Raw genomic sequence first — 26,462 nt, forward strand, 5'->3', positions numbered from 1 at the left:
GCGGTGGGTCGGTGATCGCTGTGGTCCGACCCCCACGCGCGGGAGAGTGGACCGGTCTGTCGCTCACGCACGGACTCACCTAGGCTCGGCGTGGGACGGGGGGCTCCGCTGTCGACCGACGTCGAGTCGGGCGCAGGGAGCGTGCCCGTGCCGTGACCATCGCATCGACGTTCCTGGGGGGAACCATGACGGATCACAGTTCGAAGAGCGGCCGAGGGATCTCGCGCCGAGGTCTGCTGCAAGGAGCCGCCGTCACGCTCGGCGGAGCAGCCCTGACCGGGGCCGCATCGTCGCCGGCATCGGCGGCGGGCACCAAGCCGTTCGTCCCGTCGGGGCTGACGTACGCGGCGAACGATCCGCTGACGGGCTTCTTCCGCAAGGTCGCCGCCGGCACCGCGACCATCGTCACGGCGGGTGATTCGATCACCGAGGCGTTCGGCGCGGCGAACCCCCAGAAGGGGTACCCGGCACGGGTGCGGGCACGACTCCGCAACGGTGCGGGACAGGCGCCCGGTGGGCTGGACTACGTCCCCGCTCGCTCGCAGTACACCACCGTCAAGACGCCACCCGCCACGGCGACCTACGTCTCGTACGCGGGGCCGGACGGTGCCGCGATCGACCTGCGCTCCGCGACGTACGCGGGGGACCGGAGCACGCGGTCCGGTCTCGGCCGGCGTGCCGTCGCCCTGACCAGCAGCCGGGTCCGGTCGCTCTCGTTCACGCAGCGCTTCACGTCGCTCGTGCTCGCCTGGCGCGCGACGTCCAGCACGCGTGACGCCGTGTCGATCACCATCGACGGCACGACGGTCTCGCTGCCGGCCGTGTCCAGTGGTGAGCAGACCTGGACCAGCCCGCGCCGGGCCTCCGCGACGCGCACCGTGACGGTGACCTGGGAGAGCGGCGAACCCTTCGTCGAGGGGTGGCAGCTCTTCGACGGCGACCAGGGCGGCGGGTTCCACGTCCTCGAAGCGTCGCAGTCGGAATCGCGGACCGAGGGGTTCGCGCTCGCGTCGTCGGCTGCCAACGGCAACGACAGCTGGGCAGACGCACTCCGTCGGTTCTCCCCGGACCTGATCACGTCGATGTGGGGGACGAACGACTACGGCAAGGTCACCCCTGCGGTCCTGACGCAGCAGACGCGCAACTACCTCGACCTGGTGCACGACCGGAGCCCGGCTTCCGCGTTGCTCGTGGTCATGCCGTACCAGCTGGGCGCGGCCTCGGTGACGGAGTGGGCGAAGTACCGGGCCGCGCAGCAGCAGGCCGTGAGCACGTTCCGTTCCGCGAACCCGGGCGTCGCGATCGGGTTCTTCGACCTCGGTGCGTACGTGCCGCCGTACTTCGGCCAGACCGGTGCGAAGGACAACCCGTACATGTCCGACGGCATCCACCCGAACGACACCGGCTACGACGTGATCGCGGCGATCCTGTACGCGTACTTCACGTCGACGCCGGCCTGACACCCGTCGACCGACTCGACTGCGAGCAGGGCGGCGGAGTCACGTGACATGCGGGCCTCCCTCGACGGGGTGTCCGGCTCGGTGCCGGAAGATCCCCGCAGGTCGGCTCGTGGGGGCGTCTGCTTCGAGACCCGAACTCGAAGCAGGCGCCCTCTCCCTGCGGTCCGGGAAGGTCCCGTCCGGTCCGCTAGCGTCGAAGCGTGACGACGACGCGAGGAGCCACAGAGCCGGACAGCAGAGGACGGACCGGTCTCGACCAGGTCGGTCGTGGTCTCGACCGCAACCCCGACGTGGTCGTCCGGGACGTCGAGGTGACGTCGGACGGCTGGCACGTGCTGCGTCGGACCACGTTCGACGTCCGGGGCCGCGACGGCTCGTGGACGACCCAGCAGCGTGAGACCTACGACCGGGGCAACGGCGCCGCTGTCCTGCCGTACGACCCGGTGCGCGGCACGGTCCTGCTCACCCGACAGTTCCGCTGGCCGGCGTACGTCAACGACCACCCGGACGGGATGCTGGTCGAGGTGGCGGCGGGTCTGCTCGACGCCGACGACCCGGAGACCGCCGTCCGGCGGGAGGCGCGTGAGGAGCTCGGCGTCCGGCTCGGCCAGCTCACCCACGTGGTCGACGCGTTCATGAGCCCCGGCTCGGTCACGGAGCGGGTGCACTGTTACGCCGCCCCCTACGGACCGGAGGACCTCGTCGATGCCGGCGGCGGGGTCGCCGAGGAGGGCGAGGAGATCGAGGTGCTCGAGGTGCCGGTCGACGAGGCGATGGCGATGCTCGGCGACGGCAGGATCGTCGACGGCAAGACCATCCTGCTGCTCCAGTGGGCCGCGTTGCACGGCGTCGTGACCAGTGACGGTTGGGTCCCTGCCGCAGTCGGTGAGCCCAGTGTCAGGCCCGGAGCGCCTGCAGGGCCGGATGTCCGGCCAGGGCGTCGTGCCCGTGCGTGAGCATCACGGCCATCGTCGCCAACGCCGGCGCCATCGCGCCGGTGAGTGACAGCGGCGACGTCTGACCACCGAACTCGAGGACCACGTTGTACTGCTCGGGGTCCGGGTAGATCGCCGTCACCGCCGACCAGTCGAAGCTCAGCCACCCGCGGCCCCCGACGTTGCAGACCAGCCGCTGGTTGCTCACCACGACGTCGACCTGCTGCTGTTCCCGCCATTGTGAGGCCGCCATCGCCTGTGCACGGGAGCGTGCGATCGAGTTGCCGATGGCGTTGCCGATCACGGCTCCCGCGACCCAGGCCGGCCGTCCGAACGCGACGACGCCGGTCTGCCCGTAGGTGACGTCCGTGCCGTAGTACCGGGCGTACCCGAGGAAGCCGCTGAGGAAGAACCGTTCCCCGTGATGGGGGACGACGTTCCAGACCTGGATCTCCGGCGGCAGTTCCTTCCGCATCAGCGATGCACGGAGTGACACCGCGTGGCGCCATCCGTACGCGTAGGCGTCCTGGTGGCTCTGCACCGACTGTTCGCGCTTGGTCAGGCGACCGAGGGACCGCTGCCACGCCCGGTAGGCGCCGTGGCCGCGTCGGATCGCGATGATGCCGAACACGATGGGTGCAGCGAACGCGGCGAGCAGGAACAGCAGGCCGAGCAGCGACAGCCCGATGGACCCCTGGTCGTTCCCGGTAGAGGTCAGCTGCCCGCCGACCAGGGTGAACGCCACGTACCCGATGGGTGCGAGCGCGGCTGGCACGATCCACTGCCGGTGTCGCGCCCACCAGGACCCTCGCTGGTCGTTCCTGCTCGTCGTCATCGCCGGACCCCCGTGCCCCGTGCCACCCGTACCCACGACGGGTGGTCGGGTTCCAGTCTGGCGGGCGCCGGGCCCGTCGCGCCACCGGCACGACGGAGGCCGAGCTCGCGCGGTCAGCCGTGGTGAGCCAGGCGCGCGGCGTGCTCGCGGTCCTTCTGGTGCTCGCGGACGACCGCACTCACGGCCAACCACGTGACCAGCACGCTGAACGCGCCGACGAGCAGGGTCCCCGAGATGCTCGACATCCACACGATCGTCTGGGCATTCGCGGCGATCGTCTCGAGGTCGCCGTCAGCCTTCGTGAACACGACGAGCACCCCGACCGCCGTTCCGATCGCTCCGGCGAACAAGATGATCGTGATCGCTGCGAGGGCTCCGCGCCAGCCGTTGTCCATGCCCCGACCGTACCGGCCGTGCAAGCGGAATCACGAGCAGCACTCGAATCCAGTCCGACTCGTCGCCCGGGATGCGCGACACCACCGCCGCGTGCATCTGCCGAAGCCGGACCGTCGACAACAGTGACATCCGCTACCTCACGTGTAGTATGTCAATCTGAACGAACGGCCCGCTGCAGACGACGCGGGCACAGGGACATCGAGCCGACTGCGCTCGTGATGAGGGGCAACGTGACTGAACAAGGCCGTCCGACCGTGGCGATCATCGGCACCCGCGGGTACCCGAGTTTCTACGGCGGGTTCGAGACCGCCGTCCGGTACATCGCGCCGTACCTCGCCGACCGGGGATGGGACGTCACCGTCTACGGTCGCCCGGGGACCACGTCGTCGGAGCACGCAGCCGACCGGCGCATCCGGACCGTCACCACCAGCGGCCTGCAGAGCAAGTCGCTGAGCACACTGAGCTTCGGTCTGACGTCATCGCTGCACGCCGTCCGGGATCGTCCCGACGTCGCCCTCGTGATGAACGTGGCGAACGGCTTCTGGCTACCGCTCCTCCGCGCGCGTGGGATCCCCACCGTCGTGAACGTCGACGGCATCGAGTGGGAACGCGCGAAGTGGGGCCGCGTCGCACGGACCGTGTTCCGGACGGGCGCCCGGGTCACGGCGCGTTGGGCGACCGAGATCATCGTGGACGCGAAGGCGATCGGGTCGCACTGGCTCGAGAACTTCGGACGGGCCGGCCACTTCATCCCCTACGGGGGCGAAGCGAGGCAGTCGACGGATCCCGCGCCGCTCCCGAAAGGCTCGTACGTCCTCGTCGTCGCTCGTTTCGTCCCGGAGAACACCCTCCTCGAGTTCTTCGAGGCGGCGCCTGCACTCGCCGAGACCCACGACGTCGTGATCGTCGGCTCGACCGGCTTCGGGGGTGACCTGGACGACCGCGCTCGACGGCTGGCCGAGCAGCACCCCCGCATCACCTGGCTCGGGCACGTGAGCGACGACGCCCTCCTGCACGCGCTGTGGGCGGACGCCGGCGCCTACTTCCACGGGCACAGCGTCGGCGGGACGAACCCGGCGCTCGTGCAGGCGATGGCACTGGGAGCCCCGGTCGTCGCGCGGGACACCGTCTACAACCGCGAAGTCCTCGGCGACGATGCGGAGTTCACCGCCCCGGACCCCGAGTCCATCGTGACGTCGATCCGCTCGGTCCTCGCCGATCCGGAGCGGCGCGCGGCGATGTCCGCGTCGGCGAAGCGTCGCGCCGCTGACGTCTACTCCTGGCAGAAGGTGTGTGCCGCGTACGAGCGACTCCTGCGAGCGCAGCTCGAGCCAGGGCACCGCGGGAACCGGGACGACGGGACAGGGAGCGGCGCCGAGGCAGACTCGCTGTTCGATCTGGACGAACGACGTCTCGAGAGCATCCCGACGTCCTGAAGCGCCTCGCGCCGGCGTGCCCGAATGCCGGTGTGCCTGCGGACTCAGTCCGACCGATCGCCCGGAACGCGCGACCACACCGCCAGGTCCACCCGACCGTCGTCCGTGAACCCGGCGTTCCGCGCGACACCTTCGTGGACGAACCCGGCGCGGGACGCGACCCGCGCCGACGCCGCGTTCCCGGTCGCGACGCGGAGTTCGACACGTTCGAAGGAATGGACGCCCAGCAACCACGACGACAGTGTGCGCACCGCAGCGGTCGCCAGGCCCTGCCCGCGGAACCCGGGCGCGAGCCAGTAGCCGAGCTCCGCCGTGCGGGCTCGCCAGTCGACGCGCTTCACGTCGATGCAACCGGCCAGGGCTCCGTCGACCCGGATGCAGCGGACCAGCCCGGTTCCACTGACGCGGGTCGACTCGATGCCCACGGTCGCCCAGTGCTCAGCGAGCTCCACCGGGTACGGGCGCGGCAGTGGCAACCACCGGCGGATGTCCGGGTCCGCGACCGCCGCGACGAGCGCCGGAGCGTCCGCCACGTCGAACGCGGTCAACGCCGTCGTCGCGTCCACAGGGATGACGGCGTCCGGGAGGCACGGCACCGCAGGCCGCGCCGGTTGCGCTGGGCGGGCCTCCCGTCCGCTCACCGGACCACGCTCCAGTCCGTGGGCAGTCCGGGAGCCGACCACGCAGGATCCGGGACCCAGCCGGACCAGTCGGCGTCGAACGGGAATCGCCGCTCGCGCGCCACGGTGGTCGCGTCCTCGCCAGCCTGTTCGATCACGGCACGCATGCTCGCCGGCCAGTGGCCGGTCGAGGCGTAGAAGGCGAGTTCGTCTTCGTCCTTGTACCGGACGGACCAGGTGCCGTCCGGGGCGGTGGTGGCGACGACGTCGAGCGTCCAGTCCTGGCTGTCGAACCCGATCGGGGTCCGGATCCAGGGCAGCTCGAGGTTCACGTACCAGTCGGGCAGCCAGTCAGAACCGTCGTGCCAGCGCCACACGGACCAGGGTGAGCCGGTCGGGTGCACGCGGACGACCGCCGCGCCGGTCCACCGGTCCTCGACGTAGGAGCCGTCCCAGTCCTCGGGCAGGACCAGACGTCCGTTCGGACCGCTGCCGACACCGGCGCGGCGACGGACCGCCGAGCCGACCGGACTCGCGACGACGGCGAGGGCGTCGTCATCGACCACGACCCGGCCGGCGACCGCGAAGGCAACGGCGTCCCCGCGGGTGCCGAAGTCGTGCACGCTGCGGATGACGACGGAGTCGCCCGGGGCGAACGGCTCACTGCGGCGGTCGGAACGGGCGCTCGTGTCCATGGCATCGACCGTACCGGCCGTCCGAGCGGGGGAGGCGGGCCTCCCGTCCGCTCACGCCGCCTCCGCGGGGCGCCACCCGAGTTCCGGGCCGAGCCGCTCCGCGATGTCCGTGATGATCTGGGCGTAGTCGTCGGGCTCGAGGTCGAAGGGCAGCGCGAACGCGACCTCGGTGACCGCCCGGTAGCCGGCGTCGGCGCGCAACCGGTCGGCGATCTCCGCCGAGGTCCCCACGAGGTCCGCCGCGAAGAGCAGCCCGCCGGGCCCGAACGGCACCCCGACCCGGCCGGAACGCGAGTCGACGTAGCGGCGGTAGCGCGCCTCCTGTTCGGGCGTCGCGCTGTCCGTCGGGATGACCACGAGCCCCTGGGAGACGCGAGCGGTCCCAGGGGTCGGGTGTGCGGCGAGGTAGGCGTCGATCTGGGCCCGCTGGTTCGTGGCGAAGTCGGTGCCGACCTCGCTGCGGGTGACGCTCGAGGTGAGCAGGTGGAACCCGTTCTCGGCAGCCCAGACGGCCGACCGTGTGCTGCCCGTCCCGTACCAGAGTCGGTCGACCAGGCCGGCGCTGAGGGGCTGGACCGTGCGCGAGAACTCCTCGATGCCGCGTCGCTCGGCGGTGTCGCTGACCGGAGCTCCGCCGACCAGGTCGCGGAAGCGCAGCAGGCGGTCGTTCCCGAGGTCCTCCTGGTCGGCGGTGTCGGGGTAGATCGCATCGCGGTAGAGGTCGTAGTTCATCGGGGGACCGGCGGAGAACCCGGGGTTCAGCCGGCCGCCGAGCAGCACGTCCACCGTGCCGAGGTCCTCGGCGAGCCGGAACGGGTTCTCCGCTCCGATCGGGGTGACGGCCGTGCCCAGCTCGATCCGGGAGGTCCGCTGCGACGCGGCAGCCATCACCGCGACCGGGGACGAGATGCCGTGCTGCAGGTGTCGGTGGCGGAGCCAGGCGCTGTCCAGGCCCAGGGCCTCGCCGCGCTCGATCACCCGGAGGGTGTCCTCGATCCCCACCGACGGATCAGCGGGGTCGAACGAACCGATGGTGAGGAAGCCGACACGTTCCGGGGGAGTTCCGTCGAGGGGCATGCGCCGATCGTGCCAGACATCGCGGACCGTGCCCAGGCCGCGACCGACGTCAGCGGTCGAAGACCTCCGGCAGCGCCGCCACGAACGCGTCGAAGTGGCTGTACCAGACGGAGTGCGCCGCCCCGGGGATGCTCCGGACGTCCACCCCCGACGCGGTCAGCGCCGCAGCGGTCGCGTCGTCGACGTAGTGGCTCGGGTCCGCGCGGACGACGATCGACCCCGGCCGCGGCAGCCACGTCCCACCCGGTCCCGCCGCGATGGCCGCCGCGGTCTCCGGGTCGAACCGGGAGGCTGCGCGTGCCTCCACCTGACAGTCGCGCTCGCCGTAGTGCGGCTTCTCGGCTCGGAGGCGGTCCACGGTCCGGCTCGCTCGTTCCGCCTGGTACTCGGCCTGCACCTCGACCCGGTCGTGTCCGCCGCGGGTCGCGAACGGGGCATCGACGAACACCGCGACGCCCGGGTCGAGCCGCCCGGTCGTCGCGGTCGCGGCGAGCAGCAGGCCGCCGAACGAGTGTCCGACGGTCACCGTCGGCCGGATGTCCATCGCATCGAGGGTCTCCGCGACCGACGCAGCGGCGTCGGGGACGGTCATCGCCTGGCTGCGGGGCGAGTGTCCGTGCCCCGGCAGGTCGAGTGCGACGACCCGGACTCCGCGGTCGGCCAGGAGGCCCGTGACGCGCCACCAGCTTTTCGCCGAGCCCGTCATCCCGTGCAGGAGCACCACCGTGTCGCGGCCTTCTCCGGCGGTCTCGGCGTGCAGCAGCATCCCCACATCGAAGCACGGCCGATGCGTTCAACGGTGATTCACCGTGAGTTCCGCATGGTGCAGGTGGTTTCGCATGTTGGGCCCATATCGTCATCGCAAGCGCGATTGCGTGAACTCCTCTGCGCTGGTCGAAGGACCACGATGACGGAAGGTCGGTCCTTCGTTGACCACCACTCCTGTCCAGTCGGGCTACACCCGGACCCGTCCCGCGACGAGCGGACGGGGTTCGAGCACATCGACGTACTCGGCTGTCCTGGCACAGGTGAAGGAGCACGACCTGCTCCGCCGCCGCACCGGTTTCTACTGGTCCCTCTTCGGTTCCCTGATCGGCACGCTCGCCCTGGCCTGGGTGGCGTTCTCGTTCCTCGGTGACTCCTGGTTCCAGCTGATCGTCGCCGGTGTCCTCGGCGTGCTGTTCACCCAGTTCGCGTTCCTGTCGCACGAGGCCGCGCACCGCCAGGTGTTCGCGTCGCAGCGGTGGAACGACCGGGCGGGCCGCTACGTCGGCACGTTCCTGGTGGGCCTCAGCTACTCGTGGTGGATGAACAAGCACACCCGTCACCACGGCAACCCGAACACCGTCGGCAAGGACCCGGACATCGCGCCCGGCGTCATCGCCTTCATCCCCGAGGACGTGCCCGCGTCCGGCCTGAAGCGTGTCTTCACCCGCTTCCAGGGCTGGCTGTTCTTCCCGCTGCTCACCCTCGAGGGCATCAACCTGCACTGGTCCGCCGTCCGCGCGGTCATCAGCGGCACCGGCACCACGGCCGACCGCCGACACCGGATCATCGAGGGCTCCCTGCTCGTCGCCCGCTTCGCGATTTACCTGACGGCCGTGTTCTGGTTCCTGCCGTTCGGGATGGCGTGTGCGTTCCTCGGGGTGCAGTTGGCCGTGTTCGGCGTGATGATGGGCGCCTCGTTCGCCCCGAACCACAAGGGCATGCCGACGATCGCCCACGACGCCAAGGTCGACTTCTTCTCCCGCCAGGTCCGTACCTCGCGCAACATCCGTGGCGGCTGGTGGGTGTCGTTCCTGATGGGTGGCCTGAACTACCAGGTCGAGCACCACCTGTTCCCCTCGATGCCCCGCCCGGCGCTGAAGCAGGCACGACTGCTGGTCCGTGACCACTGCGACACCCTCGACGTGCCGTACACCGAGACCACCCTGCTGCGCTCGTACGGCATCGTCGTCGCCTACCTGAACCGCGTCGGGCTCGCAGCACGTGACCCCTTCACCTGCCCGATGGTGTCGCAGCTCCGCATCAACTGACCCGCAGCCGGGCAGGAGCCGGACGGCCGAGGGAAGATCAGTGCATGGTCCTCACCCCGGTCTCCGGCACCGACGTCGAGCAGCTGCGATCGTTCCTCCGCGGCAGCGACCTGACCCTCGCCGGACTCGACGACGAGTCGGTCCGGCTGTGGGTGGAGCGCGACCCCGACGGCACGGTCGTCGGCAGTACCGGGTACGAGTGCAGCGCCGACGGCCGGGACGTCCTCGTCCGCAGCGTCGCGGTCGCAGCAGGACGGCGTTCGGCCGGTGCCGGGACACGCCTGGCACGGTTCGCGCTGGACCGGGCGGCAGACGACGGCGCGGAGCGTGCCTGGTTGTTCTCCCGGCGGTCCGGCCCGTTCTGGCAGGGCCTCGGGTTCGTGCCGGTGGACCGGCAGGCGCTCGTCGCTGCCCTGCCGGAGACGCAGCAGGTGCGCCTGTTCCTGACGACGGGCCAGCTGGACCGGGAGGTCGCGTGGACACGTCCGCTCGGCGGAGCGCGGCCCGGTCGACCGGGCGGCTGAGACCAGCGGCCTGGAGGCGCGGGTCACTCCGGTCGGCCGCGGCACGTCGTGACGGTGCACAGCGGGCCGTCTGCAGGAGGATGGCAGCGGCGACGACGCTGGTCGCGCCTCCCGTCCGTGCCGACGACGACCGTCGGCCGACCCGCGAAGGACACCCCATGCAGCCCTCCACCCTGACCGGATCCGTCGCCCTGGTGACCGCGGCGTCCCGCGGCATCGGCCGTGCCGTCGCGCTCGACTTGGCGGCCAACGGGGCGGACGTCGCGCTCGGGGTCCGCGACCCCGAGGCAGCGGCAGGCCTGGCCGACGAGATCCGCGGGGCGGGCCGACGCGTGGTGGTCGTGCCGATGGACGTCACGGACCTGCCCTCCTGCCGGACCGCGGTGGACGCCGTCGTCGCGGAGCTCGGGAGGATCGACGTGCTCGTCAACAACGCCGGCGGCGGCATCGTCGAGGACGCCCTCGACGTGACCGAGGAGCACTTCGACACGGTGTGGGCGCTCACCACGAAGTCGACGTTCTTCATCTCGCAGTACGTGGCCGAGCACATGCGGACCGCGGGCGGTGGGTCGATCGTGAACATCGCCTCGCAGGCTGGGCTCGTGGCGCTGCCCGGGGAGTCCGTCTACTGCCTGAGCAAGGCCGCGGTGATCCACCTGACCAAGTGCCTGGCCGTGGAGTGGGGGCAGTACGGCATCCGCGTGAACGCCGTCGCGCCGACCTTCATCGAGACCGACGGCACCGCTCTGGCGTTGTCCGACGACGCGTTCCGGGCCGACACCGTGGAGCGGATCGCGGCGCTGCACCGGATCGGCCGGCCCGAGGAGGTCGCTGCTGCGGTGACGTTCCTGGCGGGCCCGGGTGCATCGCTCGTCACCGGGACGGCGCTGCCGATCGACGGGGGCTGGACCGCTCGATGACGATCGGACTGCGCCGGATGGCACCGCGCGACCCTGCGCAACGACATCGAGCCGCGACGCCGCTGGAACTGCTGTTCGACCTGGTGTTCGTCGTCGCGGTCGGTCTGGCGGCGACGAACCTGCACGAGATCGAGGCCGGGGGACACCTGGCCTCCGCCGTGTTCTCGTACTGCCTGGTGTTCTTCTCGATCTGGTGGGCCTGGGTGAACTTCACCTGGTTCGCGACCTCGTTCGACACCGACGACTGGCTCTACCGCGTGATGACGGTCGTGCAGATGGCCGGGGTGCTGGTGCTCGCCGCGGGGGTGCATGACGCGATGGTCGACGGTGACTTCACCATTGGCATCATCGGGTACGTCCTGATGCGCCTGGCGCTCGTCGGACAGTGGATCCGCGCCGCGGTCTCGTCGCCGCGGTACCGGCGGACCGCGTTGCGCTACGCGGTCGGGGTCGTCCTCGTGCAGGTCCTGTGGGTGGCCTCCCTCGCGCTGCCGCTCGAGTTCCGCCCGGTCGCGACGCCGTTCCTCATCCTCGCCGAGGTCCTGGTGCCGGTGTGGGCGGAGACCGGCGCCGAGACCACCCAGTGGCACACGCACCACCTGGCGGAGCGGTACTCGCTGTTCACGCTGATCGTCCTCGGTGAGGGGCTGGTCGCCTCGGCGAACGCGGTGATCGACGCCCTGGCGCACACCGAGCACCTCGGCTCCCTGCTGACCCTCGCCGCCTGCGGGCTCGTGATCACGGTCGGCATGTGGTGGATCTACTTCTCGCGGGAGCAGCACGACCACATCCGCTCGCTGCCGACGGCACTGCTGTTCGGGTACGGCCACTACGTCGTCTTCGCCGCCGCCGGTGCCCTGCCGGCTGGCATCGAGGTCGCCGTGCAGGCCGATGCGGGACACGGCGGGCTGACCGACGCGGCGGTCGCCGCGACCGTCGCCGTCCCGGTCGCCCTGTTCGTGCTGTCGATCTGGTGGTTGGCGATCCGCCCGTCCCTGCCACTGCGCGTGAACGTGCTGGTGGTCGCCCTCACCCTGGCCGTCGTCGCGTCGATCGCGCTGCCGGCGGTGTCGCTCCCGCTGACCGCGGTGCTCGTCGTCGCGGTGGTCGTGACGCTCGAGGTCGCGTCGTCCAGCGGCCATCGCGACCGCCCGGAGGCCTGACCCTCGACGTCGTCAGCCCGTCAGCCCGTCAGCCCGTCAGCCCGTCAGCCCGTCAGCCCGTCAGGCACGGGTGTCGGACGCCAGGGCGATCCGGACGCCCCGGTACGCCAACCCGATCACGGTCACCACGACCCCACCGACGATCGAGGGCACCGGCAACGCCGCCACGAGGACGACACACCCGACCGCTCCACCGACGGCCAGGAGGCGCGGGTACCGCCGGTCACGTCGCTCCTGCGTCAGGGCGGCCGTGTTCGCGACGAAGTAGTACAGCAGCACCCCGAAGGACGAGAACCCGATCGCCCCGCGCAGGTCGGTCACGGCGACGACGAAACACACGACCAGGCCGAGGACGACCTCGGCACGAGCGGGGACGGACGTCCGCGGGTCCACGGCGGCGAACCACCCCGGCAGGTCGCGGTTCCGCGCCATCGCCAGGCTCGTCCTTCCGATGCCGGCGATCATCGCCAGCAGTGCGCCGAGCGCTGCGGCAGCCGCTCCGATCTGCACGACCACTCCGGCCCACGGCTGCCCGGCCGTGGCGACGACGGCCCGGAGCGGCGCACCGGACGCGGCCGTGCCTCCCGGCCCGAGTGCGTGCAGCGTGGCGACCGCGACCAGTGCGTAGACGACGAGGGTGATGCCGAGGGCGGTGGTGATCGCGCGGGGGATGGTGCGGACAGGGTCGATGACCTCTTCGCCGAGGGTCGCGATGCGGGCGTACCCGGCGAAGGCGAAGAACAGGAACCCGGCGGCTTGCAGGACCCCGACGGGCGTCGGCGCCGGGGCGGGGTCGTCCACGGTCGGTCCGGTGTGGGTGAGCCCGATGACGACCACGACCGTCAGGGCGACGAGCGCGACCGTGACGAGGACGCGGGTGAGGAACGCCGTCCGGGTGATGCCCGACGTGTTGACGACCGTGAGGGCGAGGACCGCGACGATCGCAACGGGCCTCTGCCACGGCTCGGGGACCAGGTACGCGGCGACGGTCATCGCCATCGCAGCCGAGCTGGCGGTCTTGCCGATGACGAACCCCCACCCGGCGGTGAAACCGGCCCAGGGACCGAGGCGTTCGCGTCCGGAGACGTACGCCCCACCGGATGTCGGGTACTGCGCTGCGAGCTGCGCAGAGGACGTGGCGTTGCAGAAGGCGATGACGCCCGCGAGCAGCAGCGCGACGAGCATCGCACGGCCGGCGACGGCTGCCGCGGGCGCGAACGCCGCGAACACGCCGGCACCGATCATCGAGCCGAGCCCGATGAGGACGGCGTCGTGCATGCGCAGACGTCGGGCGAGGGCACCGGTCGCGGAAGAGCTCACCCCGGCATCCTGACCGGGTCAGGTGAACAGCGCGGAGCCGCCAGCCGGCTCAGGCCGCGTGCCGGCCGAGCGACACCGACTCGAGCGGCGTGTCCAGCAGCTGCCGGCCGCGGAACCAGCGCAGCAACCAGTCCGCCGGCGACCCGGACAGCCCCGCCGGCAGACCACCGCGTCGCTGCAGGAAGTCACTGAAGCCCGGCTCGCCCCGGAGCTCTGCGTCCGAGGGGTTGCCGAACGCCATCGACCAGCCGTCGAACCGACGGGTGTCGATGTCCTCGCGGCTCAGTGAGCGGACGTCCCGGTGCCGGGGGTCGTGCTGGATCGCGGCGAACCGGTCCTCGACGCTCCACGCCGGACCCTCGAGGACCTGCATGAAGCGGCCGTCCTTGGCCACGAGCAGTCCGGAGACACCGAGGGCGTCGTTCTTCAGGCGGGCGTCCCGCAGCAGGTCGACGAGCTGGGCGTCGGTGAGGTCGTCGACGGCGACGGACATGTAGACGAGGGAGAGCACGATCCACGATCCCTCGCGTCCGGTGCGACGGTCAACCGTGGCCGCCACGCGGATCCGGATACCGCACTCCTGGCGGTCCCGACCCGGTCGCGACCGGAGCCGGACGGGAGGCGCGGGTCGGCGCCGCCCCGCGCCTCCCGTCCGTCAGTCGGTCCCGACCGCCACCGTCTCCCGACGCTTCTGCCGCCACGGCTCCGCCGGACGGTCCTCACCGTCCCACACCTGCACCACACCCCACACCGCTGCGACGAGCGGCACGGCGACGATCGCCCCGGTCACGCCCGCGACCACGGTGCCGGCCGTCAGCGCGACCAGGACCACGAGTCCGTGCAACTGCAGCGACCGGCCCATGAGCACCGGCTGCAGGAAGTTGCCTTCGACCTGGTTCACCACCACGACGATGACGACGACCGCCAGGGCCTGCCACGGCCCCAGGGTGACGAGCGTCACCAGCGCTGCCAGGAGCCCGATGATCGGCGCACCGATCATCGGGATGAACGACGTCACGAACGCCACCACCGCCAGCGGAACGGCCAACGGCACCCCGAGCAGGAGCAACGCGGACCCGATCGCGATCCCGTCGAACGTGGCGATCGCCGCCTTCCCCCGCACGTAGCCACCCAGGGTCGACACCACCCGGTCCCCGATGCGCCGCGCCCGCTCGTACGACGCACCCGTGAACGGGCGGAGCAGGAACTCCCACAGCGCCGGACCGTCCTTGACGAAGAAGAACAGGATGACCGCGGTCAACACCGAGCCGGTCACGAAGGTCGTCAGCGCGGACAGGCCCGCCAACGCCCCCGCACCGAAGCGGGAACTCGTCACGAAGCCGACGGCCGTGTCCACGAACTGGTCGATCTGCCGGTCCGTGATCGTCACCGGCAGGTGCTGCACCCGGTCGTGCAGCTGCTGCAACCCGTCCACCGCGGACTCGCGCAACGCCGGCATCTGCTGCGACACCGCCGCCACGAGCAACCACCCGATCGCGGTCAGGACCGCCAGGACCGACACGAAGCACACCAGGGTCGCGACCAACGACGGCACCCCGTGCCGACGCAACCACCCCGCCATCGGGTACATGGCCGACGCGATGATCAGCGCCAACAGCACCGGGATCGTCACCACACCGACCTGCGACAGGGCGGTCACCAGGACGCCCAGGACGATCAGCACCCCGATGAGCTGGAAACACCGGACCGCCAGACGGCCGAAGCCGTCCGACCAGGGTGACCGACGTCCGGGGACAGCGTCCGGGGAGGTCGACGACGGGGCGTGGCGGAGGAAGGGCATGGCGCTCCGGACGATCAGCGCGGCACGACGACGGAGCCGTGCCGCTGCAGGTGGACGGGCGACGGCAGCGACGACCCGCCCCGACCGTACCGGACCCGGACGGCGCCGCGACCACGTCCCCTGCCGTTCACCTGGCCTGCCTACCGTCACCCCTGATGCCGCCGCAGCACGCCCCCTTCCGCACCGACGTCCACGCCGTCCGCGCCGTGGCCGTCGTGCTCGTGCTCGGGTACCACCTCGACCTCGGTTGGCTGCGCGGCGGCTTCGTCGGGGTCGACGCGTTCTTCGTCGTCTCCGGGTTCCTCATCACCGGCCGACTCGTCCGCCAGCTCCGCGACACCGGACGCATCGACCTCCCCGCCTTCTGGGCCCGCCGAGCGCGCCGACTCGCCCCCGCCGCACTGCTCGTCCTCGCCGCCACCGCGGCCGCCGCCGTGCTGCTCACCCCACGCGAGGACTGGCCCACCCTCGGCACCCAGCTCGCCGCCAGCGCCCTCGCCGTCGAGAACTGGGCGCTCGCCGTGTCCAGCACCGACTACCTGGCCGCCGGGGACCCGTCCACCCCGTTCGAACACTTCTGGTCCCTCGGGGTCGAGGAGCAGTTCTACCTCCTGTGGCCCCTGCTGCTCCTCGCCGTGTGGTGGGCCGCCCGACGACGTCGCGGCATGACCCGAGGAGTCCGCGAACGCGCCGTCCTCGTCACCGTCCTGGTCGTCATCGCCGCCTCCCTCACCTGCTCGGTCGTGCTCACCGCCACCGACCCCGCACCCGCCTACTTCTGGCCGCACACCCGGGCGTGGGAGTTCGGCGTCGGTGCGCTCCTCGCCCTCGCCCCGGGCGTCCTGCCCGGATCGCCCCGGATCCGGGCCGCGCTCGCCGGCACCGGCTGGCTCGGTCTCGTCGCCTGCGGACTCCTGCTCACCCCCGCCGTCCCGTACCCGGGGACCGCCGCTGTCCTGCCCGTCGCGGCCACCGCCCTCGTCATCGCGGGACGGACCGAGACCGGTGTCCTCGGCCGCGCCACGGGCCTCCCGCCCGTCCGCTGGCTCGGCCGCGTCTCCTACCCGCTCTACCTCTGGCACTGGCCGGTCGTCCTCCTGCTCCCACGGGTCCTCGACCTGCCCACCCCGGCGCGCGTCGCCGTCACGGTCGCCCTCGCCGCCGCACTCGCGCACCTCACCACCGTCCTCGTCGAACGTCCCGTCACGACCGGGAGGCTCGCCCACCTCCGCCCGCGCGTCACCCTGGCCGTCGTGGCCGCGGCCACCGCCCTCGTCCTCGTCGTCCCCGCCGTCGGGTGGGGCGCCCTCACCGCACAGCTCCGGACGGACCGCGCCCTCGCCGCCGAACTCAGCACCGACGGGGACCGGTGCTGGGGAGCCGCCGCCATCGCCTCCGGCAGCGGGTGTGCCGTCGCCGGGGACCCCCGGCGCGGCACGACCCCGTCGACGATGACCGCCGCCTACGACGTCGACCCCACGTGGGACGACTGCCAGGCCGAGGCGACCGATGCCCGCAGCTGCGTCGTCGGCGTCCGCGGCGGCACCCGCGTCGCGCTCATCGGGGACTCGCACGCCCACCAGTGGTCCTCCGCCCTCATCGCCCTCGCCGAGCAGCGGGGGTGGGAGCTGCACTTGATGGTGAAGGGCGGGTGCGAGTTCTCCCACGTCCGCTGGAGCGACGTCTCCGCCGCCGACGACCGACGCTGCGGCGCCTGGAACCGGGCCGTCGACCGGTCACTCGCCGACTCCGCGCCCTACTCGCTGGTGTTCACGTCCTCCCGCTCCGACCTCCGGGGTGCACCCGTGGGGACGGACCCGGCGCGGAGCGCGCGCGACGGGTACCGGGCCTCCTGGCAGCCGCTCATCGACCGCGGGGCGAGGATCGTCGCCATCCCGGACACCCCCGCTGCCGGCAGCGGCGTGCAGCACTGCGTCGACACGCACCCGGGCGACCCCGGGGCCTGCCGGATCAGCACCGACCGGGCCTTCGCCGCGGGGGACCGACTGGTCGCGGCAGCACGGGCGACCCCAGGCGCGGTCGTGGCGGACCTGACGCCGTCGTTCTGCGCCGACGGGACCTGCCCGGCGGTGATCGGGAACGTGCTGGTCTACCGGGACTCGCAGCACCTCACCCGCACCTACGTGACCACGCTCGTCGGGGCGCTCGGTCGGCGGACGGATGCGGCGCTCCGCGCTGCCGGCGGGCCCTGAGCTGCGGCCTGGGGACGGGGCTGTGCCCGCGGACAGAGCGGCCGGGTAGTCAGGACGCATGGGTCATCGTTTCCGCGGCAAGGTCGTCGTCATCACCGGAGCATCGAGCGGCATCGGCCGAGCCGCTGCGCACGAGTTCGCCAAGCAGGGCGCCACGCTCGTCCTCGCCGCACGCGGGAAGGAGAGCCTGGAGGCCGCCGCCGCCGAGTGCCGTGCGCTCGGCGCCGAAGCCGTCGCGATCCCCACCGACGTCGCCGAGGAGCGGCAGGTCAACGACCTCGTCGCCACCGTCACCGCCCGCTTCGGCCGCATCGACGTGTTCGTCGGCAATGCGGCGCTCTTCGTGTACGGCCTGTTCGAGCAGACGCCGACCGAGGCCTTCAAGCGGGTCGTCGACACGAACCTGCACGGCCACGTCCACGCCGTGAAGGCGCTGCTGCCGCACTGGAAGCAGCGTGGCAAGGGCACCTACGTCCTGGTCGGGTCGATCCAGTCGCTGCTCTCGGCGCCGTACCAGTCGGCGTACGTCACGAGCAAGCACGCCGCCCTCGGGTTGATCGACGTCCTGGCCGACGAGCACCAGGGCACCGGCATCCGGTTCGGCGCCGTCCTGCCGTCGACGATCGACACCCCGATCTACCAGAACGGCGCGAACTACACCGACAAGGCCTCGCACCCGCTGCCGCCCACCGTCTCCGTGCAGCGTGCCGCGAAGGCCGTCGTCGCGCAGGCCGTGCACCCGAAGCGGAACCGCTACGTGGGTCGTCTGCAGGCCACGTTCGTGATCGCCGAGTTCGTCGTGCCGTGGCTGTTCCACCGGATCACGACGCCCGCGGTGGAGGTCTTCGCGCTCCGCGGCCACCAGGCACCGACGGACGGCAACCTCTACGCGCCGAACGACGCCGGCAACGCCACCGACGGCGGCTGGGTCGCGAAGCGCCGTCGGGTCACCCGGCCGCTCGTGTGGCTCGGTCTCGCCGGCCTCGTGACGCTCGTCGTGCGGCGCGGCCGGCGCTGACGTCGCTGCCCCTCCCGATCCCGGTACTCTGCTGAGGTCGGGCGGGAGGGGCACTGATGGACGGTCACGAGGCGCAGGCGGGCGAGTTCCACGGACGCGATCCGGGTGGGTCTGCATGGACTGCGGTCCTGGTCCTCGCATGGACGGTGTTCGGGCTGGGCTTCCTGGCGCTCGCGATCTGGTGGAACGCCTTCGAGCTCGTGGACGTCGGACCGTCGTTCGGCCGTGCCGCGCTCGTCGCGCTGCCGCCCCTGGTCGTCCTGCACGTGGTGCACTGGGCCGTCCGGCGACGCGCCGCCCGTCGAGCGGCCGACGTGGTACACGCTGCCGTCCCGACCGTCACGGGTCCGCCGACGTCGCGGCCGGCAGCAGCGCCGGGGTCGTCGACGACACCGATCGCCACTGACCGCCCACCTGCTGCCGGCGACGCTCGCGCGACGGCCGCGGCCCTCGAGGCCGGCGCGATCGCGGTCCTCGGCGCCTACCGCTCCACCGTCCCCACGCCGATCGCAGCGACCCGGATCGGCGGCCTGCCCGCGGTGCCCGAGGACTTCGAGTGGCCCGAGTGCCGGCACCACGGCGAACCGATGCAGTTCACCGCGCAGATCGAGCACGAGGGCACCCTCGTCAGCGTCTTCGTCTGCCAGTTCGATCCCGGCACGTGTGCCTCGTGGGAGGCGGACTCCGGGGCCAACGCGGCCATCGTGTTCCGCGGTCGGGACCTCCGGCTCGCCGAGTACCCGACGTCGCCGCACGGGGACCCCCACGACCCGGAACCGGCCTGGCCGCCCGTCACGGACGACGAGTACCTGCTCGGGCTCGCCGCGGCGACCACCCCGTCGGACGAGGACGAGCAGCTCGGCGTCCCCGACGACGTCTGGTTCGCCGGGCAGTACGGCGGGGAGCCCGACTGGATCCAGGACGACGAGACCCCCGACGGCCTGCGCTTCGTCGCCTCGATCGAGTCCGGTCCTCTGGAGTACGACTTCGGTGACGGCGGGTGCGCCTACGTGTTCTCGGACGGGCAGCGGGCCGCGGTCCTCTGGCAGTGCTCCTAGGCCTTCCGCCGGCCTTCCTCGTCCAGGGCCCGGGCCTCGTCCCCGGCCCGCTCCAGCGCAGCGTCGGCGTCCACCGTCAGGACGGATGCGGCCGGCAGCAGCGGCGGACGGCTGCGGGGCGCGGGGGAGCCACCGAAGGTCCACTCGCCACCGAGCAGGAACGACCGGTCCGATTCCGCGAGGGCCAGTGCCTGTGCCAGGTCCGTGAGCGGCGAGACCGGTGCCCCCTCGGACGGCTCGTCCCAGTTCGATGCCTCGCGGCGGACCTCGTCGCCGTACTGTTCGACGTCCTCGGCATCACCCCAGGACATGGTGACGAGCTGGTCCAGCGCCAGGTGCACGACGGCGTGCTCGGTCCGCTCGGCGACCGAGGCCACGTCCGCCAGGAAGGCACGGGCGGGCTCGTCGACCTCGGGCCAGGCTGCGGCGACGGCCGGCAGCCGACGTTCGAACGCACCACGGGCCTCCCGCCAGTCGACGACGACGTCGGTCACCGACGCGTCCGGCTCGTCGCCGTGCTCGACCGCGGTCCGGAGCCGCGCCAGGTGGGCGTCCCACGCTGCCGTGGGGACGAGTCCGACCCAGAGGAACGGCAGGACGTTCTGCACGTCCCACGTGCCGGTGGTCGCCGTCAGGTCCTCCGTCGCGGCCGCGGTCACCGCCCGTGCCTCGTCGGCCGAGCCCGGACGGATGAGCAGTGTCAGCAGGTTCCCCACCCGTCGGACACTACCGGCGGCCCGGCCTGTCATCCGCCCACCCGTAGGGTCGAGTCGTGTCATCGACCGCCAGCAGCAGCCGTACCCGGACCACGCCGACCCTTCGCCGCGCGCTCGGCTCGTTGGTCGGTCTCGCCACCGTCCTCGCCGGCCTCGCGACCGCCGCACCGGCGTCCGCGCACTCCGGTCTCACCGGCAGCACGCCCGCCGAGGGCGCCGTCGTGACGAGCGACCTGCGCCAGGTGGACCTGACGTTCACCGAGGCGCCCCTCGCCGGACTCGACGCGGGCCTCCGCATCGAGGTCCGCGACCAGGCCGGCCAGGACGAGTCGACCGGGGACGTCACCGTCGCCGGCACGACCATGTCGAAGCCGGTGGACCTGTCCGCCGGACCGCACACGGTGCTCTGGCGGTACGTCTCGCCGGACGGCCACCCGATCGACGGGCAGGTCGCGTTCACGGTGCAGGCGGCGGAGACCCCGACGGCCTCACCGACCGCGACACCGAGCCGGGAGGCCCGTGGGTCGTCCGACCCGTCGGTCACGTCGACGCCCACCCCGGTCGCGGACGTCCCCGACGGGACCGCCGACGACGATTCGCCAGGCGCACTGCCGTGGGTGGTCGGCGGGGTAGCCCTCGTCGTCGTCCTCGGCGTCGTCACGGTCGTGGCGAGCCGCCGCCGCGCGGCCCCGGCCGAGGACTGACCGGTCAGTTCGCCAGGTCGTCCAACCAGTTCGACCGCAGCCGGAGCGCCCGCTCGATGCTCCCCGCGACCGTCGCGAACCCGGCCGCGATGTTGACCAGGAGCGGGATCTCGATCGCCAGTTCGAACGCGCCCACGGCCTGTTCGACCGGCGGGATCGCCGTGATGCCCTCGAGCAACTGGGGCACGGCGAGCCCCACACCCGCCAGCACGACCAGGGTCGACGTGGTGCCGATCGTCCGACTCAGTCCGGGGCGCTCGGCCGCCAGGCGGGCTCGGCGGCCCTCGGCGCTCCCGGGCAGCGGCGTCAGTTGGCGCGCCTCGCCCGTGGCGGCGACGAAGTGGCACCGACGCAGCCCGAAGGTGCCGACGGCGACCTCGATGTGACCGCCGGGGACCGAGAAGCGGGTCGGGAGCGACGAGACGAACAGCAGTCGGCCGTCGCGGTACAGCCGGGCGCGGACGGCGCCGTCGTCACGGTCGCCCAGGTGGTTCACGTCGACCGTGTAGCTCGCCGTCATCGTGGTGCCGGGGTCGGTCAGGTCGATCTGGAACAGCGACCGGGTCGCCACCTGCCACCAGCGCAGCGGCGGCAGCGGCTCCCCGTTGCCCTTGCGCACACGCCGTTCCCGTCGGCGATCGCGCCACCCGTCGTTCCCCATCGGCCCCCGCCTCCGCCCGTGGCGCTCTCGGCGCCGCCGTCACCGGTGTCGACCACGCGACTGCGGACCGACTGGTGCGACCAGTGTCGCAGGCCGTGTCAGTGTGCGTCGAGGACCGCGGCCACCGCCTCCACCTCGACCAGCTGGTCGTCGTAGCCCAGCACGGTGACGCCGAGCAGCGTGCTCGGGACGTCGTGCTCGCCGAACGCGTCACGCACGACCCGCCAGGCGGTGACCAGGTCCGCCTGCCGCGACGACGCCACGAGCACGCGGGTGCTGATCACGTCCGTCAGGCGCGCGCCGGCGTCCGCCAGTGCCTGACGGAGGTTCGCGACGCACTGCGCGGCCTGCGCCGCGTGGTCGCCCGGGGCGACGGTCCTGCCGTCCTCGTCCAGCGGGCACGACCCGGCCAGGAAGACGAATCGGGCGTCGGCCTGCGCCGTCGCGGCGTACGCGTACTCCGCCGGGCTGAGCACGCTGGAGCGGATCAGCTCGACGGCGCCGGGCCGTCCGCCGTCCGTCACTCGAACATCTCCGCGAGCATCGCCGTCGCGTCCCCGTCCACCACGTGGGCGGACCGCGCCTCCGGCCAGCGCAGGACCCCGTCGTCCGGCCAGCACGGCACCACGTGCAGGTGCAGGTGCGGGACGCTCTGCCCCGCGTCCGCCCCGGTCGCGCTGAGCACGACGACCCCGGTCGCCCCGAGCGCCGCACGCATCGCCCGCCCGACCCGTTGCGCGAGCAGGGTCGTCGCCCGCAGCGCGTCCGGGGAGACGTCGAGCAGGCCCGTGGCGTGCTCCCGCGGGACCACCAGCGTGTGTCCCGGGGCGAGCTCCGACTCGGGCAGCGGCCGGAACGCGACGGCGTCCGGCTCGCGCTCGACCCAGGCCGTGCCCTGGTCGTCGTGCTCGATGAGGTGGCAGAAGACGCAGTCGTCCGGGAGGCCCACCCCCGTCATGCGCGCTCGTCCCGTCGAGCGCGGTGTGCGCGCAGGGCCTCGACCACGAGGGCGTGGTCGTCGTGCATCTCGAGGCCGCTGACGCCGACCGCTCCGACGAGGGCGCCGCGGATGATCAGCGGGAATCCACCGCCGGCCGCCTGGTACTGCCGGGGGTCGAGCGCCGCGGCCTCGTCGAACGAGGACCCGCCGAGCTCGTACTGCGTCCGCACCGCCAGGGTGCTGTGCGCGAAGTGACGGACCACGCGGAACTTCCGGTCGAGCCAGGCGTCGTTGACCGCGGCGGACCCGGGCGTCGCGGCGTGGAAGACCCGCTGCTCCCCGAAGGACACCGCGAAGCCCACGCCGAGACCGCGTTCGAGGGCGGTCGACCGCAACCACGTCCCCACCGCCCAGGCGTCGTCGAGGTCGAACGCGTCGTGGTCGAGTTCGCGCTCCTCGTCGAGCAGCACGGTGAGCTTCTCGTCGGTCGGCAGGTCGCGGTAGCGGGCTCCGGTGGTGTCGGGCATGGTGCTCCTCACAGGGACGGCGGTGTCGCTCGTCACCGTAGCGGCTTCCTCCTATGGTGGGCACGTGGAGTTCCCGGGGGAGGCGGACGGCGCGCGTGACGCGTCGACCTCTCCGGGGTCACCCCGGGGCACGCAGTACCAGCAGGACCACACGCCCCGAGAGGCTCGGCGCGCTCCGCGCGCTCGCCCTCACGGAGGCACCGACAGGTCCCCCGGGAACCCCACGCCCCTCGACGTCGTCGCCACCGCGCTGGCCGACGCGTTCCTCGCCTCGGGCGGGTGGGACGCCGACCACCTGACCGCCGCCGGGTACGACGTCCTCGGCCTGGAGCGTGCGTACGTGGGACTGGCGGTCCGGGCGGCGCTCGAGACGTACCCACGGCCTCCCGTCGGTGCGCCGCGTCAGCTGGCCGCGGTGCTGGCCGGGTCCCCGCCGCTGGTGCGGCTGCACGACGCGCGGCGCGACCGCCGACCCGTGCGGGTGCTGCTCCGCCGCGCGGTCGCGGTGCAGGCGGTCCCGACCGTGTCGAGCCGCCTGCTCGTCGACACGCTGCCCGAGCTCGCGCGGGAACTCGACGTCACCGTCGGGCGGCTGCTCTGGCTCGCCGACACCCGCGGCTGGAACCGGCGACCGGGCCCGTCGAGCCCGCTGCACCACCACCGTCACGAGTGGGTGCGACGGCCCGGACGGACCCCGCGGCTGCTCGAGAAGCCGATGGACCTGCTCCGTCGGACGCAGCGCACCGTGCTCGACGAGTTGCTCGCGGTCCTGCCCGTGCACGACGCGGCGCACGGGTTCGTCCCCGGTCGCAGCGTCGTCACGGGCGCCGCAGTGCACGTCGGTCAGCCGGTCGTGGTGTCGGCGGACCTCACCACGTTCTTCGCGAGCGTCCGGGCGCAGTCGGTGTACGGGGTGTTCCGGAGCGCCGGGTTCGCCGAACCGCTCGCACACGTCCTCACCGGCCTCTGCACGCACCGGGTGCCGGTGCACGTCCTCACCGCGATGCCGGCCGGTGGCGACGCGGACGAGCGGGGCGCGCTCCGTCGGGTGCTCGCCGAGCCGCACCTGCCGCAGGGGGCACCGACCTCACCGGCGTTGGCGAACACCGTGCTGCGACACCTCGACGCGCGGCTGGCGGGCTGGGCTGCATCGGTCGGTGCCGCGTACACGCGGTACGCCGACGACCTGACGTTCAGCGGCGGTGGCGACCTGGCGCGACGACCGGACGCGTTCCTCCGTGGCGTCGAGCGGATCGTCTCCGACCAGGGGTACCGGCTCAACGCCCGGAAGACCCGGGTCCGCCGTGCCGCTGTCCGGCAGTCGGTGACCGGCGTCGTCGTCAACGAGCGGACCGCTCCCGGCCGCCGCGAGGTCGACCGGCTGCACGCGGTCCTGCACAACTGCGTCGTGCACGGTCCGGCGTCGCAGGACCGCGGCGGGCACGCGGACTTCCGGGCGCACCTGCTCGGCCGGATCGGCTGGGTCGCCCAGGTGCACCCGGCGCGGGCCCTCCGGCTGCGCGAGGAGTTCGACCGCATCACGTGGTGACGAGGCCCGCGGGCGTCCCCGGACCCCTGCCGCGTGCCCTGCCGGACCTTCCGCCGGGCGCGTCCGGTCGCTACCGTGACCCCATGAGCGAGCACCGCGTCACCGCCCCGGAGCCCCCGGCCGACGGCAGCAGACCGAAGGGACCGGCGTCCTACTTCCCGAGCATCGCGACCACCTACGGTCGGCCCGTGCAGGAGTGGCTCGATCTGGCGACGGACCGGCTCGACGGACATCGCCACATGGAGGTCGTCGAGTGGCTGAAGACCGAGCACGGCCTGGGGCACGGTCACGCGAACGCGGTCGTGGCCTACGTCAAGCAGGCCCTCGCTCGCTGAGCCGGAAGCCCCGGTCGACGCGTCAGGGTTGCGTCGGTGCCCGGTCGGCTGCGTCTCAGCCGAACAGCTCGCGCAGCCGGGGGAGCGTGTCGGCGTCCTCGTGCGGACCGCCGCCCTCGTGGCCGTTGTACTCCCAGACGGTGATCTCCTTCGGCCCCGCCCACGCGTTGTACGCGGCGTACACGGTCGACGGTGGGCAGATCGGGTCCATCAGCGCGACCGAGAACCACGCCGGGGCGGTCGCGCGGGCGGCGTGCAGCACCCCGTCGAAGTAGGCGAGCGTACCGAACACCCGGTCCGTCGCGGTGCGGTGCGTCGCCAGGTAGTCGACCAGCTCGTGGTACGGGTAGGCGTCGGTGATCTGCGTCGCGTGTCGGTGGTCGCACAGGAACGGCACGCGCGGGAAGACCCCGGCCAGCCCCTCGACCAGACCGGCGACGGCGATCGCCAGGCCACCGCCCTGGCTGCCGCCGAGGACCGCGATCCGGTCGCTGTCGATCAGGTCGAGGTCGCGTGCGGCATCCACGGCACGGACGGCGTCGGTGGTCAGGCGCCGGTAGTAGTAGGTCTCGGGGGACTCGATCCCGCGCGTCATGACCCCGGGGATCGCGGGACCGGACCCGTCCGGGTCGGGGGTGTCGCCGGTGGCCCAGCCCGAGCCCTGCCCGCGGGTGTCCATGAGCAGGTGCGCGACGCCGGCGGAGGCCCAGAGCAGCCGCTCGGTGGGCAGGCCACGACCGCCGCCGTAGCCGATGTACTCGACGACGGCGGGGAGCGGTGCGTCGGCACTGCTGCCGGCCGGGACGGTGAGCCACGCGGCGATGCGCTGCCCGTCCCAGCCGGCGAACGAGACGTCGTAGGTGTCGACGGTGGTCAGGCCCGTGTCGACCCGGTCGGCCTGGACCGCGATCGGGTGTTCGCGCGCCGCGGTGAGGGTGCGTCGCCAGAATTCGTCGAAGTCGTCCGGTTCGGCGACGCTGCCGCGGTACGAGGTGAGGTCGGGTCCGGTGATGTCGGTGTACACGTTCCGACCCTGGCACGGCGTCCCGCTCGGCGGAAGGTGACCGCTGTGGATCGGACCGGATCGGACCGGAGCAGACCGCGAGCGTCGGCTGAGCGTCCACTCGGGCCACTGCCGGATCCGCCCGACGTCCCCTACGCTGCATCTGAGAACCGATCTCACGAAAGGACGGCAACCATGACCGACACCACTCCCGAGACGCCCCAGGCCGACGAGCACCGCGTCGCCGAACACGGCGTCGCCGAGCACGACCACGAGCAGGACGGCGGCGAGCACGCGCAGGTCGAGCACGGCGACCACGTCGACTTCGTGCACGACGGCCACCGTCACGCGCGTCACGAGGACCACTACGACGAGCACTGATCCTCGCTGGTGACGCCCGGCGCTGATCGTGGCGCGGGCGCCTGCCGGACGGGAGGCGCGGTGCCGGACCGGTGTCGCGCCTCCCGTCCGCTGTGGGTGCCGTCAGGTGTGGTTGACGCGGTTGTCGACGGGCGAGTAC

Annotated in this window: 29 protein-coding genes; 14 read left to right on the forward strand and 15 right to left on the reverse strand. The window is 72.5% G+C overall.

Features of this window, described 5'->3' with window-relative positions; translation table 11 throughout:
• The first annotated feature begins 185 nt into the window (after window positions 1-185).
• Window positions 186-1,460, forward strand: a complete 1,275-nt coding sequence (locus DEI97_RS07540) for an SGNH/GDSL hydrolase family protein (RefSeq protein ID WP_146248030.1) — start codon at window positions 186-188, stop codon at window positions 1,458-1,460.
• A 200-nt stretch (window positions 1,461-1,660) separates the two neighbouring features.
• On the forward strand, window positions 1,661-2,416 hold the full coding sequence (locus tag DEI97_RS07545) for an NUDIX domain-containing protein (protein WP_111073229.1): 756 nt from the start codon (window positions 1,661-1,663) through the stop codon (window positions 2,414-2,416).
• Here the strand turns inward: DEI97_RS07545 and DEI97_RS07550 are convergent.
• Together DEI97_RS07550 and DEI97_RS07555 are read right to left on the reverse strand one after the other, a co-directional pair.
• The gene (locus tag DEI97_RS07550) at window positions 2,358-3,230 is read right to left on the reverse strand and encodes a hypothetical protein (RefSeq protein ID WP_111073230.1); all 873 of its coding nucleotides are present in this window, start codon (window positions 3,228-3,230) and stop codon (window positions 2,358-2,360) included. The genes DEI97_RS07545 and DEI97_RS07550 overlap by 59 nt on opposite strands.
• A gap of 113 nt (window positions 3,231-3,343) precedes the next feature.
• Complete coding sequence (locus tag DEI97_RS07555; RefSeq protein WP_111073231.1) at window positions 3,344-3,625, reverse strand: hypothetical protein; 282 nt, start codon at window positions 3,623-3,625, stop codon at window positions 3,344-3,346.
• 231 nt (window positions 3,626-3,856) lie between these two features.
• Here DEI97_RS07555 and DEI97_RS07560 point away from each other — a divergent pair, with 231 nt between their 5' ends.
• A complete protein-coding gene (locus tag DEI97_RS07560) occupies window positions 3,857-5,062 on the forward strand; it encodes a glycosyltransferase (RefSeq protein WP_258376601.1) in 1,206 nt (401 codons plus the stop codon).
• Window positions 5,063-5,106: 44 nt separating this feature from the next.
• Here the strand turns inward: DEI97_RS07560 and DEI97_RS07565 are convergent, their stop codons facing one another.
• The 4 genes from DEI97_RS07565 to DEI97_RS07580 all read right to left on the reverse strand — a co-directional run bounded on the left by DEI97_RS07565 (window position 5,107) and on the right by DEI97_RS07580 (window position 8,220).
• The gene (locus tag DEI97_RS07565; protein WP_181439100.1) at window positions 5,107-5,610 is read right to left on the reverse strand and encodes a GNAT family N-acetyltransferase; all 504 of its coding nucleotides are present in this window, start codon (window positions 5,608-5,610) and stop codon (window positions 5,107-5,109) included.
• Between the two features lie 89 nt (window positions 5,611-5,699).
• Window positions 5,700-6,377 carry a ribonuclease FAU-1 family protein gene (locus tag DEI97_RS07570; RefSeq protein ID WP_111073234.1) on the reverse strand — a complete coding sequence of 226 codons (678 nt, stop codon included), beginning with the start codon at window positions 6,375-6,377 and terminating at the stop codon, window positions 5,700-5,702.
• A gap of 51 nt (window positions 6,378-6,428) precedes the next feature.
• Complete coding sequence (locus DEI97_RS07575) at window positions 6,429-7,454, reverse strand: LLM class flavin-dependent oxidoreductase (protein WP_111073235.1); 1,026 nt, start codon at window positions 7,452-7,454, stop codon at window positions 6,429-6,431.
• 49 nt (window positions 7,455-7,503) lie between these two features.
• On the reverse strand, window positions 7,504-8,220 hold the full coding sequence (locus tag DEI97_RS07580; RefSeq protein ID WP_111073236.1) for an alpha/beta hydrolase: 717 nt from the start codon (window positions 8,218-8,220) through the stop codon (window positions 7,504-7,506).
• 163 nt (window positions 8,221-8,383) lie between these two features.
• On the opposite strand from DEI97_RS07580, the gene DEI97_RS07585 reads away from it, so the two are divergent.
• The 4 genes from DEI97_RS07585 (at window position 8,384) to DEI97_RS07600 (ending at window position 12,097) form a co-directional block, all read left to right on the forward strand.
• The gene (locus DEI97_RS07585) at window positions 8,384-9,490 is read left to right on the forward strand and encodes a fatty acid desaturase family protein (RefSeq protein ID WP_258376602.1); all 1,107 of its coding nucleotides are present in this window, start codon (window positions 8,384-8,386) and stop codon (window positions 9,488-9,490) included.
• A gap of 44 nt (window positions 9,491-9,534) precedes the next feature.
• Window positions 9,535-10,014, forward strand: coding sequence for a GNAT family N-acetyltransferase (locus tag DEI97_RS07590; RefSeq protein ID WP_111073237.1), 480 nt, complete (start codon window positions 9,535-9,537; stop codon window positions 10,012-10,014).
• A gap of 158 nt (window positions 10,015-10,172) precedes the next feature.
• Complete coding sequence (locus DEI97_RS07595; RefSeq protein WP_111073676.1) at window positions 10,173-10,934, forward strand: SDR family NAD(P)-dependent oxidoreductase; 762 nt, start codon at window positions 10,173-10,175, stop codon at window positions 10,932-10,934.
• The gene (locus tag DEI97_RS07600) at window positions 10,931-12,097 is read left to right on the forward strand and encodes a low temperature requirement protein A (protein ID WP_258376603.1); all 1,167 of its coding nucleotides are present in this window, start codon (window positions 10,931-10,933) and stop codon (window positions 12,095-12,097) included. The genes DEI97_RS07595 and DEI97_RS07600 overlap by 4 nt, the downstream gene beginning before the upstream one ends.
• 60 nt (window positions 12,098-12,157) lie before the next feature.
• Here DEI97_RS07600 and DEI97_RS07605 read toward each other — a convergent pair whose 3' ends face one another.
• The 3 genes from DEI97_RS07605 to DEI97_RS07615 all read right to left on the reverse strand — a co-directional run bounded on the left by DEI97_RS07605 (window position 12,158) and on the right by DEI97_RS07615 (window position 15,218).
• Complete coding sequence (locus DEI97_RS07605; protein WP_111073678.1) at window positions 12,158-13,375, reverse strand: APC family permease; 1,218 nt, start codon at window positions 13,373-13,375, stop codon at window positions 12,158-12,160.
• Between the two features lie 91 nt (window positions 13,376-13,466).
• The gene (locus tag DEI97_RS07610; RefSeq protein WP_111073238.1) at window positions 13,467-13,976 is read right to left on the reverse strand and encodes a BLUF domain-containing protein; all 510 of its coding nucleotides are present in this window, start codon (window positions 13,974-13,976) and stop codon (window positions 13,467-13,469) included.
• A 96-nt stretch (window positions 13,977-14,072) separates the two neighbouring features.
• A complete protein-coding gene (locus DEI97_RS07615) occupies window positions 14,073-15,218 on the reverse strand; it encodes an AI-2E family transporter (protein WP_111073239.1) in 1,146 nt (381 codons plus the stop codon).
• Between the two features lie 155 nt (window positions 15,219-15,373).
• On the opposite strand from DEI97_RS07615, the gene DEI97_RS07620 reads away from it, so the two are divergent.
• From DEI97_RS07620 to DEI97_RS07630, 3 genes are read left to right on the forward strand one after another with little or no spacing between them, the layout of a single operon-like run.
• Complete coding sequence (locus DEI97_RS07620) at window positions 15,374-17,431, forward strand: acyltransferase family protein (RefSeq protein ID WP_111073240.1); 2,058 nt, start codon at window positions 15,374-15,376, stop codon at window positions 17,429-17,431.
• A gap of 58 nt (window positions 17,432-17,489) precedes the next feature.
• Window positions 17,490-18,449, forward strand: coding sequence for an SDR family NAD(P)-dependent oxidoreductase (locus tag DEI97_RS07625; protein WP_111073241.1), 960 nt, complete (start codon window positions 17,490-17,492; stop codon window positions 18,447-18,449).
• Window positions 18,450-18,505: 56 nt separating this feature from the next.
• A complete protein-coding gene (locus DEI97_RS07630; RefSeq protein ID WP_111073242.1) occupies window positions 18,506-19,507 on the forward strand; it encodes a DUF1963 domain-containing protein in 1,002 nt (333 codons plus the stop codon).
• Here DEI97_RS07630 and DEI97_RS07635 read toward each other — a convergent pair.
• A complete protein-coding gene (locus DEI97_RS07635) occupies window positions 19,504-20,223 on the reverse strand; it encodes a hypothetical protein (RefSeq protein ID WP_111073243.1) in 720 nt (239 codons plus the stop codon). The two genes, DEI97_RS07630 and DEI97_RS07635, sit on opposite strands and share 4 nt — an antisense overlap.
• Before the next feature lie 56 nt (window positions 20,224-20,279).
• Between DEI97_RS07635 and DEI97_RS07640 the strand changes: the two genes are divergently transcribed.
• A complete protein-coding gene (locus DEI97_RS07640; RefSeq protein WP_111073244.1) occupies window positions 20,280-20,927 on the forward strand; it encodes a copper resistance CopC family protein in 648 nt (215 codons plus the stop codon).
• Between the two features lie 4 nt (window positions 20,928-20,931).
• On the opposite strand, the gene DEI97_RS07645 is transcribed toward DEI97_RS07640, so the two are convergent.
• The 4 genes from DEI97_RS07645 to DEI97_RS07660 all read right to left on the reverse strand — a co-directional run bounded on the left by DEI97_RS07645 (window position 20,932) and on the right by DEI97_RS07660 (window position 23,055).
• Window positions 20,932-21,588 carry a hypothetical protein gene (locus DEI97_RS07645; protein ID WP_111073245.1) on the reverse strand — a complete coding sequence of 219 codons (657 nt, stop codon included), beginning with the start codon at window positions 21,586-21,588 and terminating at the stop codon, window positions 20,932-20,934.
• A gap of 98 nt (window positions 21,589-21,686) precedes the next feature.
• The gene (locus DEI97_RS07650) at window positions 21,687-22,112 is read right to left on the reverse strand and encodes a RidA family protein (RefSeq protein ID WP_111073246.1); all 426 of its coding nucleotides are present in this window, start codon (window positions 22,110-22,112) and stop codon (window positions 21,687-21,689) included.
• Complete coding sequence (locus tag DEI97_RS07655; protein WP_111073247.1) at window positions 22,109-22,546, reverse strand: HIT family protein; 438 nt, start codon at window positions 22,544-22,546, stop codon at window positions 22,109-22,111. The genes DEI97_RS07650 and DEI97_RS07655 overlap by 4 nt, the downstream gene beginning before the upstream one ends.
• Window positions 22,543-23,055 (reverse strand): heme-degrading domain-containing protein, encoded by a 513-nt coding sequence (locus DEI97_RS07660; protein ID WP_220039160.1) that lies wholly within the window; start codon window positions 23,053-23,055, stop codon window positions 22,543-22,545. The genes DEI97_RS07655 and DEI97_RS07660 overlap by 4 nt, the downstream gene beginning before the upstream one ends.
• 64 nt (window positions 23,056-23,119) lie before the next feature.
• On the opposite strand from DEI97_RS07660, the gene DEI97_RS07665 reads away from it, so the two are divergent.
• Window positions 23,120-24,604 carry a reverse transcriptase family protein gene (locus DEI97_RS07665; RefSeq protein WP_181439101.1) on the forward strand — a complete coding sequence of 495 codons (1,485 nt, stop codon included), beginning with the start codon at window positions 23,120-23,122 and terminating at the stop codon, window positions 24,602-24,604.
• Between the two features lie 83 nt (window positions 24,605-24,687).
• On the forward strand, window positions 24,688-24,939 hold the full coding sequence (locus DEI97_RS07670; protein ID WP_111073249.1) for a DUF4287 domain-containing protein: 252 nt from the start codon (window positions 24,688-24,690) through the stop codon (window positions 24,937-24,939).
• 55 nt (window positions 24,940-24,994) lie between these two features.
• On the opposite strand, the gene DEI97_RS07675 is transcribed toward DEI97_RS07670, so the two are convergent.
• Window positions 24,995-25,963 (reverse strand): acetylxylan esterase, encoded by a 969-nt coding sequence (locus DEI97_RS07675; RefSeq protein WP_111073250.1) that lies wholly within the window; start codon window positions 25,961-25,963, stop codon window positions 24,995-24,997.
• A 174-nt stretch (window positions 25,964-26,137) separates the two neighbouring features.
• Here DEI97_RS07675 and DEI97_RS07680 point away from each other — a divergent pair, with 174 nt between their 5' ends.
• Window positions 26,138-26,323, forward strand: coding sequence for a zinc transporter permease (locus tag DEI97_RS07680; protein WP_111073251.1), 186 nt, complete (start codon window positions 26,138-26,140; stop codon window positions 26,321-26,323).
• Window positions 26,324-26,462 lie beyond the last annotated feature (139 nt).

Source organism: Curtobacterium sp. MCLR17_032 (assembly GCF_003234795.2).
Classification (GTDB): Bacteria; Actinomycetota; Actinomycetes; order Actinomycetales; family Microbacteriaceae; genus Curtobacterium.